The following is a 16,223-nucleotide window of genomic DNA, read 5'->3' as shown; positions in this document are numbered from 1 at the left end:
GCAGCCATCTTCCTCCTGATTCAATGCTTGGGCGGGACAGGATTGCTTCCGAGGTCCGTCGCACCAGCCACCGGATCCACACTGATCCCTGCAAGCGGTTTCGACCTGTCCAACTCGTTATATTGCAGAGGCGAAAAAGGCATGATGGAACTGTCTGATGCAGGCAGTTCGCCTGTAGACCATCCGCCACCATATGCCCGGACCAACTGAACCTCGGCATCAGACTGTCGCGCCTGCACCTGCACGAGGATTATGCGCGCTTCCAATGCGGCCTGCTGTGCGACAACAACATCCAGGTAATTGGTCAGCCCGCCTGTATAAAGCGCCATGGACATCCGCTGCGTTCTCAGGGCTGCATTGACGGCTTCCGACGCCTGAGTGGTTTCTGTACGAAGACGGCTGGTCAGCGTCAGATTATCCTCGACCTCACGAAACGCGCCCAGCACCGTCGAACGATATTTATCTTCCGACTGGCGGTACTGCGACCAGGTGCGCTGCAATTCAGCCCGGCGAAGACCCGCCGTAAATATCGGCAAAACGGCTTGTGCACCAAACTGGTACATGGAATTCGACAGTGACGCGAGGTCGAACCCATGGTCCATAAAACCGGTCATGGCATTGAAGGTCACATGCGGATAGAATGCAGCCCTTGAAACGCCGATCGCCCGGTTTGCCTGCGCCATAGACCGTTCAGCAGATGCGATATCCGGGCGCCGCTGAAGAAGTTCCGATGGCAGTACAACCGGAAGTTGCACGGGGGCGAACGGGTAACTGTCGACCGGCGCGATGTGAAAAGAGGCCGGCGCCTTGTTAACCAGCACGGCGATCGCGTGTTCGAGCACATCCCGCGCAGCCCGCACATCGGTTTCCCGGGCCTGCGTGGCATAGAACTGGGTTTGGGCACGCGCAACGTCCATGCCAGGCGATATCGCGCCAGCAAGCCGGAGCTGGGTGATGGAGACTGCCTGCTGATAGTACGCAATCGAATCACGGTACACCGCGTCCTGCGCATCGAAGCCGCGAAGAGCGATATAATCGCTGGCAACCTCACTTTGAATGCTCAGGCGGGCCAGTGCGTAGTCCGCGGCGAGTTGCTGGGTCGCCTCCTTCGCCATTCTGGTCTTATTTCTGATCGACGACCAAAAATCCGGCTCCCATGTTGCCGACCCGTAATATTGTTCGGAAGACATATACAGAGGAGTGGTCGAACCTTCGGCGCGCCATAATCTATGCGCCGAACTTTTCTCTTTTTCTCCGCCAGCCCCGCCGCTGATCTGGGGAAACAGTTGCGAACGTGCCTGCATGGCGATATCGCGAGCCTGCATGAACGCTTCCGCTTCGGCCTGCAGATCCGGATTAAGCCGCGCGACCTGATCTTCCAAAGCGTTCAACTGCGGATCATTGAATACAGTCCACCAGTCTTTCCTCGGAGCCGCCTCGTCGGGACGACCGAAACGGAAGACTCCGCTGCCCTCCCAATTATCTGGATAGGCAAGCTTCACAGGATGATAGGTCGGTGCAAGATCGCAACCGCCCAGAAACACCACACCCGCCAACGCAGTCCAATTCGCAAATCTACGCCATGTACTCCGCAAAGCACACGAAGACACTGATACCCTGTTCATTTCCGATCCTCTGATGGAGCAGAACCCTCTTCGGGCATGGCACGTGCGTTGTCATTCGTGCCCTCGGCATGTGGTTGAGGCTGCACATTATACCCCAGCGTCGGGGGCACGATTCTAACCTTCTGCCCCTCCAGCAACCCTGCCGACGGATTGTCGATAATACGCTCGCCTTTATGCACGCCTGAAAGTAATTCAACCGCGTTCCCGAGATTATTCCCGACCGTCACCGAAACAAGATGGGCATAACCGCCGCTGTCCACGGTCGCAACCTGCGTTCCCTGCGCACGGAAAATCAGCGCGGATTCGGGAATAATCGCCAGGTCAGGATTCCCCGGTGCCTGCATGAACGCCGACGCGTACGAATTCGGCCACAGCAGCCGATCAGGATTATCAACCGTAAGCTCGGTCGTAACCGTGCGGGTCGACGCATTAAACGCCGCCGCCGTTGTCAGATATTTTGCCGTAAACTTCCTGCCCGGGAACTGCGGCACAGACAGACTAACCTTCAACTTCGGAGAAATCACACTAGCGTAATCTTGCGGCACGCTGACAAAAACACGCATGGCATGAACATCTGCCACACTGAACAGTTCAGCCGCCCCGCCCTGCGCCGTGACGTCGCCACGGCCCGCGTTGACATACGCACCAACGTTGACAAAGCGGTTCGTCACAATCCCGTCAAACGGGGCGACAATTTTCTTGAACCCTTCCAGCGCTTCGTATCGGTCGACGGCATGCCTGGCCGCATCTACCCGCGCTTCCTGAGCCGCCGCGTTGGCCACCTGAACACTGACCTCCTGCTGTGCGACAGCTTGCGTTCCTTGCAGGGCTTTCCAACGATCCGCCGTGATCACCGCGAGTTTGTATTTGGCCAACTCTACATTCAAGTTGGCCTGGGCCGCATGGTATTCCGCGTCGAGAGACGGCGTGTTGATCTCAGCCAGGACATCGCCCTGCTTCACCACCGCTCCAAAATCCGTATACCACATTTTGACGTAACCAGAGACCTGAGCGTAAATCGGCGCCTCATACCAGGCCTCGATATTCGCAGGGAGCGTGAGGTCACGCGTCGCCGGACCAGGCAAAACATCGGTCATCTGCACGTCGGGTATGGACGCCTCGGTCGTCTGGCCCTGAAGATGCACGTAATGCAGGCGACGCTGAACGATGCCGACAGCGGCAAGAACGACGGCCACACAGGCAACCAGCCAGAGCACCTTGCGCGACCCGCGTCCATCCGAACCCGAAGGGCTCAACCTCTTATCGGCACTCATTTTGCGTCTCCTTCAACGGGGGAATGGCTGCTGCCACCTTTGGAATGGATCAGAGCGAACACACACGGGACAAAAATCAGGGTTGCCAAAGTTGCAACCAGCAACCCACCCATGACGGCTCGGCCCAGCGGCGCATTCTGCGAATTACTTAGAGACATGGGCAACATACCAATAATCATTGCCGAAGCCGTCATCAAAACGGGACGAATGCGCTCATAACCCGCTTCTATTGCAGCGCGTATTGCATCCCCGTGCTCATCCATCCGTTCACGCGCGAATGACACAACAAGGATAGAGTTCGCCGTCGCTGTACCCATGCACATAATAGCCCCCGTCAACGCAGGAACCGACAACGCCGTGTGGGTAAGAAAGAGGCTCCATGCAATCCCGGCGAGAGCCCCAGGAAGTGCAGTAATGATGATGAATGGATCAACCCACGATTGAAAGTTGACCACAATCAACAGGTAAACAAGCGTAACGGACAGAAGAAGACCACCAATCAATTCGATATAGGCGCTTCCCATAGTAGTCGCCTGACCACGAATGACGACACTGGACCCCTTGGGAAGATCCTTCTTGGCGTCCTCGACAACACGAGCCACTTCTCGCGATACGGTCCCAAGATCCAGGCCTTCATTCATGCCGTAAATATCGAATACCGGCATGATATTGTAGTGCGACACTTCCCCCGGAGTACCCGTCTGCACGATCTGGCTTAAGGCACCCAGAAGCTGCGGGTTATCGCCATTGGGGTTTCCGTCCCCCTTGTCGATTGGCAGGGTTTCAAGGTCATTGAAGTGCTGCAGGAATGCTGCGGGCGCCTGGATATCGACAAGATGCGACACGCCTGACTGGACATCCAACCAGTAAACCTGACCAACCTGGGAACTGCCGGAAAGCGTCACGAGCGCATTGTTCGCAACATCAGATTCGGTCAACCCGGTACCAGATGCGAATGTTCTATGGGTATTCACCCGCAAGGTCGGCGTAGTCATCGGTTGCTGAACCATGACATCGGCCAGGCCCGGAATATGTCGCATACGTTGTGCCAGAATGTTGGCGAACCGGAAATTATCGGTCAGGTTTCTCCCGACGATCTGAACATCGATCGGTGCAGGCAGTCCGAAGTTGAGGATTTTAGCCGTCAGATCTCCAGGCATGAACGAGATGACCGTTCCGGGGAACTTCTTATTGAGTGCCTTGCGAATCTTCTGTCGGTATTCCGCCACAGGCGAATTTTCATTTTTCAGGCTGACAGTCAGGTCACAATCCTGAGGCCCGACTGTCGGCGTCGGAATGAAGGCCTGGTTCAGCGCGGAAAATGGCAGGCCACAGTTATCAACAACGTCTTCGACCTGACCAGGCAGTACGCGCTTGATTTCCTCATTCACCAACTGGGAAATTTTCCCCGCCTCTTCCAGACGGGTACCCAGAGGGGCCCTCATATGAAGAGCGATAGTGTCTGAATTGATTTCCGGAAAAAAATCCTCACCGACCGTGAAATAAAGCCCCGTGGAAATCACACACACAAAAACAAATCCGGGGACAAAAACTCGGCGGGAATCGATCAGTCCGACCAGCAGAATCTTATACCGCTCGCGAAATCGGGTGAACCCAGCTTCGAAGCCACGCTGAAACCGACCAAAGACATTTTTAGGCTCTACCGGTCCATGCGCGTGGGCCGCCACCTGAGCCGCCAGAATATATTTTGCCATCGTCGGCACGAGCGTGCGCGACAGGATGAACGAGGCCATCATGGCGAACACGATTGCTTCGGCCATCGGCATAAACAGCCAGCCCGCCACGCCCGTAAGCTGGAACAGGGGCATCCAGACGATACAGATACACAGGGTCGAAACGAAGGTCGGAATGACAATCTGATTCGCCGCGTCGATAATTGCGGTTTCCAGATCTTTTCCCATTTCAAGATGCGCATCGATATTCTCGATCATAACGGTCGCATCGTCGACGAGAATACCAACGGCCAGCGCAAGGCCACCCAGGGTCATCGCATTGATGGTCTGCCCAGCCCACCCCAGACCAATAATCGAACACAGCATCGACAGGGGAATGGACGTGGCGATAATGACCGTCGACCGCCACGACCCCAGGAAGAGAAGCACAACAAGACCGGTCAGACATGCCGCAGTGAACATTTCCTGCAACACATCCCGGATGGAGTCTTTAACAAATCCGGAAGCATCCGTCAGAACACTGACTTTAACGTCCGCCGGAACAGTCTTCATGATCGAGGGCAACAGCGCCTTGACGCCACTGACAACGGCAAGCGTCGACGCATCGCCACTTTTCATAATAACGATCAGAACGCCTTGATGTCCTTTGACCAGGACAAGGTTTGTCTGCGGAGGGCCGCCTCTGTGAACCCACGCGACGTCACGAAGCCTGACGACGGCATTCCCAACCTGCTTGATGGGAATGTCATTCAGGTCTTCCATGTCCCTTGGCGATGCATTCGTCTGCACCATCCAGTCAATGGCACCGATACGCTGATCACCGGCAGGCAGAACGATGTTCTGACGATTCAAGGCGACGGAAACGTCAACGGGCGACAGCTTGTGCGCAAGCAGCTTGGTCGGATCCAGATCCACCATCACATTGCTTGGCAAGCCGCCGTACGGATTGGGAATAGCCGTACCCGCGACCGAAACCAATGCAGGCCTGATGAGGTTGGATGCCATGTTATAGACGTCGGAAGGCGACATCTTGGTAGACGACACCTGAAGCGTCAAAACCGGGACCGACGATGCATTATATGTCAAAATCAATGGCGGCGTGGAGCCGGTAGGCATCTGTTTGATGACGGTCTGAGAGACAGATGTGATCTGGGTCTGCGCAACGGACGTGTCGGTACCGGGCTGGAAGAATACCTTCACAACACCACGACCGTAATATGATCCACTCTCGATGTGTTCAATATTATTAACCGTCGCCGTCAGCGATCGTTCATAATAATAAACAACACGTCCGGACATATCTTCCGGCATAAGCCCCGTATATGTCCACACGATGGCCACAACCGGGATTTTTATACTCGGGAAAATATCGGTCGGTGTATTAAGGATTCCCTTAACACCAAAAACGACAATCAAAATCGAAAGAACGACGAAGGTGTACGGCCGCTTAAGCGCGGTGACGACAATTGAATTCATACGACGCTCACCTTCTGCCCGTTCCTATACATAAGCATGCCTTTGTCCAGTCGATACGAACGAGCCAGCCACTCGGTTCGCGCACCCCTTCGAAAGCCATCACACCTGTCCTTTTTAATCCCGGACAGCGATACAGCTTGGCCGAAAGTTATTAAATGAAATTTCCGTTTAGCGGCTTAATCGAGCCCCATGCGAAGTAGAAGCCTGATGAAAAACAAGCTTAAAAACTGTTCCCGGATTTAATGAAACAGATGATGCTGCATGTATTGATAATTCAGCCCCATGAAGATGGGCAATTGCCGAGACAAGACTAAGCCCCAAACCGATTCCAGGAACATGGCGGCTCTTATCGGACCTATAAAATCTACCAAGAACAGATGAACGCTCCGTTTTCGCAATCCCAATTCCCGTGTCTTTTACTTTTATATTAACATAAGGCCACGATTCTTCCATAATGACAGTAATAATCCCACCATCAGGCGTAAATTTAATCGCATTATCCATAAGATTCGCAAGCAACTCGATCAACAGATGCCTGTCCCCATGGATCATAATGGCCTCGTCAGGCACCAATGCGGTTATCGCTATGGATTTTGTTTCCGCCATGGGCTCGTAGAGGTCCACGGCATCGGTGACCAATTCCCCGAGATTCACGGTCGTAAAGCCGGCCCGCCGCTGGCCATTCTCGATCTCGGCCAGACGCAACAGAGCCGTGATGACTAAAAACGACTGGTCCAGGTCATCGATCGCGCGCGCGATGACGTCCTTCAGGGCAAGCGCATCGACCTGCCCGCTCAAGGCACGGTCAAGGCGTGCCCGAACACGCGCCAGCGGCGTTCTCAGGTCATGGGCTATGTCATTGCCGACATCCCTGATTTCTACCATCAGGTGTTCCAGCCGATCCAGCATGCGGTTCACGCTGCCGGCCAGGCGCTGCATCTCGTCCCGCTCGCGTCCCGAGGGCAGGCGTTCATGCAGGTCGCCCTCCATGATCCGGTCGATCGCCTCGTGCATCTGGGTCACGCGGGCCAGGGCACGGTGACTGAGCACGATCCCCATCATCAGCGCGAACAGCACCGTCGGCACGATCGACACCAGCAGCGAATGCCGCATCGTCAGCCGCAGTTCGTCCAGCATGTGCAGCCCGCGCGCCAGAACCAGCACCCGGTCGCCCGCTACAGGAACGGCCAGGATGCGCAGGACATAGGGCGCATCCTCGGCCGGCTGGACGGTCAGTTCATGCACATGGCCGTCGGCCGCCAGCCCGGCGGGCCAGGTGCGCAGGTCGCCCGCGATGGAGTGATGATCGGCGTCGAACAGCGCGGCCTGGTTGATCACGACGCGCAGATCGTCGGTCGCCCGTTCGCGGATCTTGTGCTCCAGGTCCTGCGGCGTCTCGCGGCGCAGCAGGTCGGCCTCGCGGTGCAGCAGGGCGTCGGATCGGCGGAACTCGAAGGCCTTGGTCTGGCTGTATCCCAGCGAGAACTGCAGCGCCGCCGTGCCGATCATGGCCGCCACCACCGCCAGGGTCAGGCGGAAGGTGGCGGTCCGGAGTAATTCAGCAAACGACACCTGTACAAGCCTCCCCGAGCGTCACTCCGGGACACGTAGCATGAAACCGGTGCCCCGAATGCTCTGGATCAGCGGTTGCGCACCGGGATCGTCGATCTTGCGGCGCAGCTTGCCGATATGCACGTCCACCAGGTTGGTCTGCGGAATGAAGCGGTAATTCCAGACGTCTTCCAGCAGCATGGTGCGGGTCAGCACCTGGTTCGGGCGGCGCATCAGGTATTCCAGCAGGCGGAATTCGCGCGGCAGCAGGTCGATCGGCTCGCCGTCGCGGGTCACGGTGCGCTCGATCAGGTCCATGCTCAGCGGGCCCACATGCAGCATGGTCTCGCGCGTGTTGTTGGGGCGGCGCATCAGCGCCTCGATCCGGGCGGCCAGTTCCTCCATCGCGAAGGGCTTGGTCAGGTAATCGTCCCCCCCCGCCTTCAGGCCGCTGACCCGGTCATCGACCGCCGACAGCGCGGACAGCACCAGTACCGGGGTGGACACCTGCCGGCCGCGCAGGCTCTCGATCAGCGTCAACCCGTCCATTTCGGGCAGCATGCGGTCCACGATCATCACGTCGAACAGGCCGCTGATGCCCGCTGACAGCCCATCGGGGCCGGTTTCCGCACGGCTGACGCGAAAGCCGCGGCTTTCCAGTTCCTCGGCGACTTCCTGCGCGATCTTGCCGTCATCCTCGACCAGCAGGACCCGGGGGCCGGGATCCCGTCCGGGATCGGAATCCCTTCCAGCCGTGGACGGTTCAGGTTTCGACGTCGCATTCATGGCCCGGTCAGACATGATCGCACCCCGTTTCATGCACCATTAAATTCGGTTTCACCGGTCCCGGCCGCCGCGTCATCCCCCGCGCCTTCGGGAACCAGCGACTCGACGCCGTCCAGGCCGCGCAGCTGCCGCGCCACCACCCGCGTGCGCCGCCTGGCCTCGTCGATCGAGGATGACATGGCCGAGGCGTTGCGGGCCAGGCGTTCCAGCACCCCGTCCATCTTGAGCATTTCCTGCCGGGTGGCGCCCAGCAGGCGGGCGATGCCGTCGGTCCGCTCCTCCAGCGCCAGGGTGACGTAGCCCAGGTGAATCGTCCGCAGCATGGCCGGCAGCAGGCCGGGGCCCATGACGATCACCCGGCAGGTGCGCCCGATTTCGTCCAGCAGGCCGGGGAGGCGCGCGACCTCGGCATACAGCCCGTCGGTCGGCAGGTACAGCACCGCGAATTCCACCGTCACCGGCGGGACGATATATTTGGACGCGATCTTGCGCGCCTCGATCCGCAGGGTGGTTTCCAGCGCGCGGCGGGCGGCGCGCTCGGCCTCGGCGTCCACGCGGTTCACCGCGTCCAGCAGCCGTTCATAGGCCTCGGTCGGGAATTTGGAATCGATCGCCAGCACCGGCGGCGTCGTGGCGCGGACCGGCATGCGCACGGCGAATTCCACGACCTCCGCGCTGCCTTCGCGCAGGCGGCAATTGGCCTGGTAGGCGCCGGCCGGCAGCACGTCGTCCAGGATGGCGCGCAACTGCGCCTCGCCCCAGCCGCCCCGGGTCTTGACGTTGGAAAACAGGCGCTTCAGGTCCCCGATCTGCGCCGTCATGGCCGTGACCTCGCCCATCGCCTTCTGCATCGCGGCGAACTGTTCCAGCACGCGCTGGAACGAGGTCTGCATCTGCCGTTCCACGGCCTCGTGCAGCCGTTCGTTGACGGCGGTGCGGATCGTCTCCAGTTGCCGGGCGGAGGCTTCGGCCATCTCGCGCAGTGCCTCGCCCTGGCGGACGCGCGCATCGCCCAGGTCGCGGGTGATGGACTGCGCGATCGTGGCCAGCCGGTCGGCGGTCTCGGCCCGGGACTGGTCCAGCCGCGCGGCCAGTACGCGCTCGATTTCCGCCAGCCGGGCCCGCTGGGCCTCGCTGTCGGCCGTGCGCGCGGCGGTTTCGCGTTCCAGCATGACATACAGCCGCGCCAGCAGGTCGCCCTCGCCGGCCGCCCCCGCCCCCGTGCCGCGCCGCAGCAGCAGGACGGCGAGCACCACCACCGCCCCCAGCGCCACGATGGCCAGGATGCTGCCGGGACCCAGGGCGTCGGACATTGGCCTCTCCTACTATATCTACTGCACCAGCCGCCGCAGCACGCCCGGCAGGAAGATCGAGAACGGATTGACCTTCAGCGCCGGGGCATTCATCGCCCCGCTGACGACGAAGGTCGCGGCCAGCAGGCCGCCGCCCTTTTCCGGGCTCATCAGCCGGCCGACCCCGGGCATGTGGCCGGGAATGGTGTTCACCGCGAAGGCCGGCACGATCGTGCCGCGCAGGTCCATCCGTCCGTGATCCAGGTCCAGCGGCCCTTCCAGCGTCACGCCCAGCGAGGCATTGTTGAGCACCCCGTCATGGATGTGCAGCGTGCCGTCCCGAAAGGTCAGCGGCAGGGACACGCGCTGGATCAGGAAATCCGGCCCCTTTGGCGCCTGCATCCAGCCATAGATCGAGGCGTCGTTGGCCAGCCGCACCGCCCCCGGGGCCTTGTGCAGCGTCATCGGGTCGATCGTCAGCACCCCGGCGAAGGGCGCGCTGGGCTGGCGGTCGTCGAAGACGCCCTGCAGCACCGTCCGGCCGCCTTCGAACTGCGTCGTGACATCCAGCCCCCGCAGCATCAGGCCCAGATCCTGGACGCTGGCCCACAGATGCCGCCCGTCGGACTCGGGCGTCAGGATCGCGGAGGCGGGCGACGGGCCGGCCATGGCGAAGCGCATCCGCGTCAGGCGGACGCCGTTATCCTCCAGATGCGCGTGCACGCCGGTCAGGGCGGCCTGCTTGGCATATAACAGGGTGCGGACGCTGGCATCGATCAGCCAGCTTCGCCCCGGCGGCCCATGGACGCGGCCCGACGCGGCCACGGGCAGGTGATAGCCCGCCGCCGCCCGTCCCTGCGGGACGGGGTCGGTGCCGTGATCGGCTGCCGGATCGGGCGCCAGCAGCGGCGAGAGGTCCAGCACCGGGGCGTCGATCGCCACCCGCACCGCATCGCGCGGCCCCGCGGGCACGCCGATCGTGGCGTCGCCCCGCGATCGGCCGACCCGGAACCCGCGCAGGATCAGGTTGCGCGCCGTGCCGCCCGCCACGTTCGCCCGGCCGTCGATCAGCAGGTCGGGGCCGGCGGCGTGAATGGCCTCGACCGAGGCCAGGCGCCCGTCCGCCAGCCCGATCCGCGCCGATGCCCGCGCCGCCTGGCCGCGCGCCTTGCTCCAGACCGGGATGGTCAGCGCCGCGTCGTCCAGGTCCAGGTCCAGCCGGACCTGTCCGGTCCCGTCCGCATAGCGGTCATAGCCGACATCCAGGTCGGCGGCGCCGCTGAAGCGCTGGGCGACCGCGAATCCGGCGCGCTCCGCGACCTCGGGCGTCACATGGGCGCGGAGCTGCGCCGTCTCGCGCACCCGGATGCCGGGATCGCTGCGGAAATCCATGTCGTAGCGCAGTGTGGAGGGCACGCCGCCCAGCACGCCGGTCCCCCGCAGGCCCAGCCCGTCGGTGGTGGCGTCGATGGCCAGCCGCCCGCCTTCCAGCGCGCGGCCCAGCACCACGTTGCCCAGATGGACCTGGGCCAGGTCGGCATGGCCGTCCAGATGCAGTTCGTCCACCCGGACATGGGCGTTCAGCGGCAGGACCAGGTGCAACGCGAGGTCGGCCCGGCCCGACGGATGGCTGAACGACAGCGGATGGCGCGACAGCAGGTTCAGCCGGGGTTCGGCCAGCAGCGCCAGCACGTCCCGCACGTTGCCGTGCAGCGTGGTGGAGATGTCGCCCATCTGGTCCTTCACCATCAGGCCGGTGATGCGCATGTGCCCGTCGCCGACCGCGATCCGCCCGGTGCCGGTCGCGTCGACATTGCGCCCGGTGCGGTCCACCGTCTGGACCCCGTGGGTAAAGGCGATGGACAGCGCATCCGGCCCGTCGAAGGTCAGGGTGGCGTCCACGCCCCGGATCGGCGGGATCGGTCGCAGCCAGTGCAGGTCCAGGTCCGACCCCGCGACCCCGCCGCCCAGCGTCAGCAGGCGCATCGCCCCCCAGCCCGCCGTGCTGGCCAGCCCCGCCGTGACGTGCAGGTCGTGCGCCATGCCGGCCGTGATGTTTCGCGTGACCCAGGTCCTGGCCCCCCGGGCCGCCCCGGCCGGCCAGTAGGCGCCCAGGGTCGCGAAATCCAGCAGCGGAATATCGCCGGCCAGCGTCACGCCGATCCGGCCCGGCCGCGCCAGGCTGTCGATGTCCAGCGCGCCGCTGGCCCGCAGCACCGGGCCGCCGGGACCCAGGTTATCCGGGGGCGCATCCGGGTGATCCGAGGGCAGCAGGCTGGCCTGAAGCCCGTCCAGCCGCACATGGACCGCGCCCGGCACGTCCCCGCCATCGGCCGCGGGACCGAACCGGGCCGAGAGGTCCGCCTGCGCGCCGGCCAGCACCACCACGCCCCCGCGCCCGGTGGCGATGCGCCCCGCCCCGGCCTGCACCCGCAGGGCGACGGTATCGGGGCGCGCCAGCAGGCCCAACCGGTCGGCGACCAGGCGCACCGTGCCGTCCAGCCCGACCGGCAGGGCGACACGCGCCAGCGCCGGCGCGAAGGGCGACAGCGCCTGCATCGCCACCTTCGTGCCGGATACATGCCATGACACGGCAGCGTCCGCGCGCTGTCCCTCGGCCCGCAGCATGGCATGCACGCCGGGCCCGGACAGGGTCACGCCCGCCCGGCCGACCAGCCCCACGGTGCCGCCGAACGCGCCGCCCTGCCGCGCGGCCCGCAGGTCGGCCGCCAGGTCCTGCCCCTGCCACGTCCCGCCCGTGGGCACGTCGCGCAGGGTCACGGCCGCGTCCCCCACCACCAGCCGGTCAAGCTGCGCGGGATCGACCGGCAGCGGCGCGGCGCCGTTATCGACGACCGGGAACGGCCCGGTATCCAGCCCGACCGAACCGTTCGCCGCCCGGCGCAGCGCCAGCCGCACCGCCGAGATTTCCAGCACCCGGGGCGTCACGCGGCCATGCAGCAGCGGCGCGCCGGCCAGCACCATCCGCGCCGTGCCGATCCGGTCCGCCACCACGCCGTCGGGCCGCACCAGGCGCATATCGGCCGCCCGCACATCCAGCGGCGCCGTCAGCCCGCCACGCAGCACGTCCCAGCCGACGCGCACCTGCCCGATGTCCAGCCGCAGCGCCGCCGGGCGGCCATGGCCGCCCGACAGGACCGGAACCGGCAGGACCAGCCGGGCCGGCAGGGTGACGTCCATCGGCCCCAGCGAAAGCCGCACCGCCAGTCCGGCGACGGCGATGACCGGCAGGGCGGCACAGCCGGCCGCGAGCGACAGCAGGATGCGCCGGTATGGACGCCGAAGCCGGGGCCGATCGGGGGCAGACGGGTCTTGACCGGGCGTCATGGGGCCGTCCACGGTGCGCCGCGCGCGGCATCCGCCCCCGCCCGGCCGCGCCCGCCCAAGGACGGACCATGCCCAGACCCAAGCCCGCCGGGACCAGCCCCGCCCCCGCCGACACGCATGCCGGCGCGCACTGGACCGACCGCGCCTGGCCCGCGCCGGCCGACGCGCGCGGCGCCGGCCTGCTGTGCGAGGACATGGAGGCGATCTGGCACGACCATGCGCTGGACCCCGCCCTGCTGCGGGCTGGCAGCGTGACCGCGCTGCTGGAATCCCTGGGTGGCAACAGCCCGTACCTGGCGGGGCTGGTCCGCCGCGATCCCGAGCCCTTCGCCCTGCTGCTGGCCGAGGGACCGGACCGGGCCATGGCGGCGGTACTGGCGGGGCTGGCCGCCCTGACGCCGCGCGACGACCGCCCCCGGATCGCGGCGACGCTGCGCGCGGCCAAGCGGCACGCGGCACTGGCCATCGCCCTGGCCGATATCGGCGGCATGTGGACGCTGGAACAGGTCACGCTGGCCCTCAGCCGCCTGGCCGAGGCGGCGCTGGATGCCGCGGTCAGGCATCTGCTGCGCTCGGCGCACGATACCGGCCAGATCGTGCTGCGGGACCCCGGACACCCCACGCGGGGCAGCGGCTTCGTGGTCCTGGCCATGGGAAAGCTGGGGGCGCGGGAACTGAACTACTCCTCGGATATCGACCTGATCGTGCTGTACGACCCGGACTGCCACCCGGGGCGCGAGGATCTGCGCCGGATCTTTGTCCGCATGACTAGCGACCTTGTCGGCCTGATGGAAGCGCGGGATGCCGACGGCTACGTGTTTCGTACCGACCTGCGCCTGCGTCCCGACCCGTCCGCGACGCCGCCCGCCATCCCGTTTCCCGCCGGAATCACCTACTACGAAAGCATGGGCCAGACGTGGGAGCGCGCCGCGATGACCAAGGCCCGTCCCGTCGCCGGGGACATCGCCGCCGGCCGGCGCTTCCTGACCGCGATCCGGCCCTTCGTCTGGCGCCGTCACCTGGATTTCGCGGTCATCGACGACCTGCACGACATGAAGGCGCGAATCGACCGGCATCGCAATGCCGGCCATGTCGGCCTGTCGCGCCTGACCGACCTGGGCGTCCACGACCCGCGCCAGGCCCGCGACTGGCTGATGGGTCACGACCTGAAGCTGGGCCAGGGCGGCATCCGCGAGGTCGAATTCGTCGCCCAGGCGGGGCAACTGGTCTGGGGCGGCCGCAAGCCCGAACTGCGCGACCCGACCACGCTGGGCGCGCTGCGCCGGCTGGTGCGGGCGGGCGTGCTGCCCCGCGCCCAGGGCGAAAGCCTGTCGCGCACCTATCGCATGCTGCGCCGGGCCGAACACCGGCTGCAGATGCAGGCCGACCACCAGACCCACCGCCTGCCCGCGACGCGCGAGGCCTTCGATGCCTTCGCCACCTTCATGGAAGAGGAAAGCGGCCGCGCGATGGCCGCCATGATGCTGCCGATCATGCAGGAATCGCGCCGCATCTTCGAAGGACAGTTCGCCGAACCCAGCGGCGCCGGCGCCTCGGTCGATCCGCAGGCCGAGGACCTGGCCGAGGACCTGCGCCGGGCCGGCTTCGCCGGGACCGACATTCCCGACGCGCTGGCGCTGCTGCAGCGCTGGTCCGGCAACCGCCTGCGTGCCCTGCGGTCGGACCGCGCGCGCACCCTGCTGCGCCGGCTGCTGCCCGCGATCCTGGCCCGCTTCGGGCAGCGGCGCGACCCGCTGGCCTGCCTGCGGGGGTTCGACGCCATCCTGGCGCGGCAATGGGCCGGGGTGCAGTTCCTGTCGCTGCTGGAACGCAACCCCGCGCTGATCGACCGGATCGCCACCATCCTGGACGGATCGCCCTTCCTGGCGAACCACCTGGCCGAAACGCCGTCGGCGCTGGAAGGGCTGCTGGAAACCGGCGAGGAGGACGAGGACGCCGCCGCCATCCCGCCCGCGCGGCTGGTGCGCCAGCACGTGGCGGAGGCGCAATCGACCGAACGGGTGCTGCCGATCCTGCGCGCCCTGGTCCGCAGCGAGGAATTCCGCCTGTCCAGCGCCCGGCTGGAACACCGGATGGACGAGGATACCGCCAGCCGCGCGCGCACCGCCCTGGCCGACGCGGTGATTCGCGGCCTGCTGAAGACCGTGACCGACGAACATCACCGCCGCTACGGCCGCGTGCCCGGGGGCGCGATGGCGGTCATGGTGCTGGGCAAGGCCGGATCGCGCGAAATGATGCCGGGGTCGGACCTGGACCTGATGCTGGTCTTCGACCACCCCGACGACATCACCGACAGCGTGGTGTCCGCCCGCCCCCGCGGTGTGCCGGGCGACGACGACGGCCCGCCGCCGCGCGCGGTGCCCACCGGGCAGTATTTCGTGCGGCTGGCCCATGCCTTCATCGGCGCGCTGACCGCCCCGGGGCCGGAGGGGCCGTTATACGAGGTGGACATGCGGCTGCGTCCCTCCGGGTCCAAGGGGCCGGTCGCGCTGTCGCTGGGGGCCTTCCGCCGCTATCACGCCGAAAGCGCCTGGACGTGGGAACGGATGGCCCTGACCCGGGCCCGGGTCGTCGCCGGGCCGCCGGCCATGGTCCAGGCCCTGCGCACGGCCATCGACACCGCGCTGGACGGACGCCGCCACACCGCACGGGCGCGCAAGGCGACGCTGGAGGACACGCGGGCCATGCGCCAGCGGGTGGCGCGCGAACTGCCCGCCACCGGCCCGTGGGATATCCGCCGCCGTCCCGGCGGGCTGATGGATGTCGAATTCATCGCGCAGGCCCTGCAACTGGTGGCCGGCACGCGCGAGGCCCGCGACCCCTGCACGCGCCTGGCGCTGGGCCGGCTGGTGAAGCAGGGGGACCTGGACCCGGAACTGGGCCGCATGCTGGTGCGCGCGGACCGTTCCTGGCGATCGGTGCTGAGCATGCTGCGCATCCTGTTCGGCACCCGCCCGCCGGCGGACCCGTCGGCCACGATGACCCCCGCCATGCGCGACATCCTGCTGCACGAGATCGGGGCCGATTCGATCGAGGACGCGCTGGCCCGCATGGACGCGCAGGCCCGGGCGGTGCGCGCGGCCTTCGTAACCCTGATCGGGCCGGTCGAAGCGGACTTGCAGGGGCCGGCAAAGGCGGCGAAGTAGAAGGGACGAA

At 64.9% G+C, this 16,223-nt stretch carries 8 protein-coding genes; 1 reads left to right on the top strand and 7 read right to left on the bottom strand.

Features of this window, described 5'->3' with window-relative positions; all coding sequences use genetic code 11:
* Positions 1-20 precede the first annotated feature (20 nt).
* The 7 genes from GDIA_RS14815 to GDIA_RS14785 all read right to left on the bottom strand — a co-directional run bounded on the left by GDIA_RS14815 (position 21) and on the right by GDIA_RS14785 (position 13,046).
* A complete protein-coding gene (locus GDIA_RS14815) occupies positions 21-1,625 on the bottom strand; it encodes an efflux transporter outer membrane subunit (protein ID WP_012227984.1) in 1,605 nt (534 codons plus the stop codon).
* Positions 1,622-2,899, bottom strand: coding sequence for an efflux RND transporter periplasmic adaptor subunit (locus GDIA_RS14810; RefSeq protein WP_012554684.1), 1,278 nt, complete (start codon positions 2,897-2,899; stop codon positions 1,622-1,624). The genes GDIA_RS14815 and GDIA_RS14810 overlap by 4 nt, the downstream gene beginning before the upstream one ends.
* Positions 2,896-6,069, bottom strand: a complete 3,174-nt coding sequence (locus tag GDIA_RS14805) for an efflux RND transporter permease subunit (RefSeq protein ID WP_012227992.1) — start codon at positions 6,067-6,069, stop codon at positions 2,896-2,898. The genes GDIA_RS14810 and GDIA_RS14805 overlap by 4 nt, the downstream gene beginning before the upstream one ends.
* A 168-nt stretch (positions 6,070-6,237) precedes the next feature.
* A complete protein-coding gene (locus GDIA_RS14800; protein WP_012227993.1) occupies positions 6,238-7,641 on the bottom strand; it encodes a sensor histidine kinase in 1,404 nt (467 codons plus the stop codon).
* Positions 7,642-7,662: 21 nt separating this feature from the next.
* Positions 7,663-8,406 carry a response regulator transcription factor gene (locus GDIA_RS14795; protein ID WP_041249537.1) on the bottom strand — a complete coding sequence of 248 codons (744 nt, stop codon included), beginning with the start codon at positions 8,404-8,406 and terminating at the stop codon, positions 7,663-7,665.
* 29 nt (positions 8,407-8,435) lie between these two features.
* The gene (locus tag GDIA_RS14790) at positions 8,436-9,719 is read right to left on the bottom strand and encodes a DNA recombination protein RmuC (protein ID WP_012554683.1); all 1,284 of its coding nucleotides are present in this window, start codon (positions 9,717-9,719) and stop codon (positions 8,436-8,438) included.
* Between the two features lie 18 nt (positions 9,720-9,737).
* Complete coding sequence (locus GDIA_RS14785; protein ID WP_012554682.1) at positions 9,738-13,046, bottom strand: DUF3971 domain-containing protein; 3,309 nt, start codon at positions 13,044-13,046, stop codon at positions 9,738-9,740.
* 68 nt (positions 13,047-13,114) lie between these two features.
* On the opposite strand from GDIA_RS14785, the gene GDIA_RS14780 reads away from it, so the two are divergent.
* On the top strand, positions 13,115-16,213 hold the full coding sequence (locus GDIA_RS14780) for a bifunctional [glutamine synthetase] adenylyltransferase/[glutamine synthetase]-adenylyl-L-tyrosine phosphorylase (protein WP_012554681.1): 3,099 nt from the start codon (positions 13,115-13,117) through the stop codon (positions 16,211-16,213).
* Positions 16,214-16,223 lie beyond the last annotated feature (10 nt).

The organism is Gluconacetobacter diazotrophicus PA1 5 (assembly GCF_000021325.1).
GTDB classification, from domain to species: domain Bacteria; phylum Pseudomonadota; class Alphaproteobacteria; order Acetobacterales; family Acetobacteraceae; genus Gluconacetobacter; species Gluconacetobacter diazotrophicus.
The sequence above is the reverse complement of the archived record's forward strand: the minus strand, read 5'-3'. Positions and strand labels throughout refer to the sequence as shown.

Coding starts and splice junctions, on each gene's coding strand:
- GDIA_RS14810 (WP_012554684.1), bottom strand. CDS start 2,899: ATGAGTGCCGATAAGAGGTTGAGCCCTTCGGGTTCGGATGGACGCGGG.
- GDIA_RS14790 (WP_012554683.1), bottom strand. CDS start 9,719: ATGTCCGACGCCCTGGGTCCCGGCAGCATCCTGGCCATCGTGGCGCTG.
- GDIA_RS14795 (WP_041249537.1), bottom strand. CDS start 8,406: ATGAATGCGACGTCGAAACCTGAACCGTCCACGGCTGGAAGGGATTCC.
- GDIA_RS14785 (WP_012554682.1), bottom strand. CDS start 13,046: ATGACGCCCGGTCAAGACCCGTCTGCCCCCGATCGGCCCCGGCTTCGG.
- GDIA_RS14805 (WP_012227992.1), bottom strand. CDS start 6,069: ATGAATTCAATTGTCGTCACCGCGCTTAAGCGGCCGTACACCTTCGTC.
- GDIA_RS14780 (WP_012554681.1), top strand. CDS start 13,115: ATGCCCAGACCCAAGCCCGCCGGGACCAGCCCCGCCCCCGCCGACACG.
- GDIA_RS14815 (WP_012227984.1), bottom strand. CDS start 1,625: ATGAACAGGGTATCAGTGTCTTCGTGTGCTTTGCGGAGTACATGGCGT.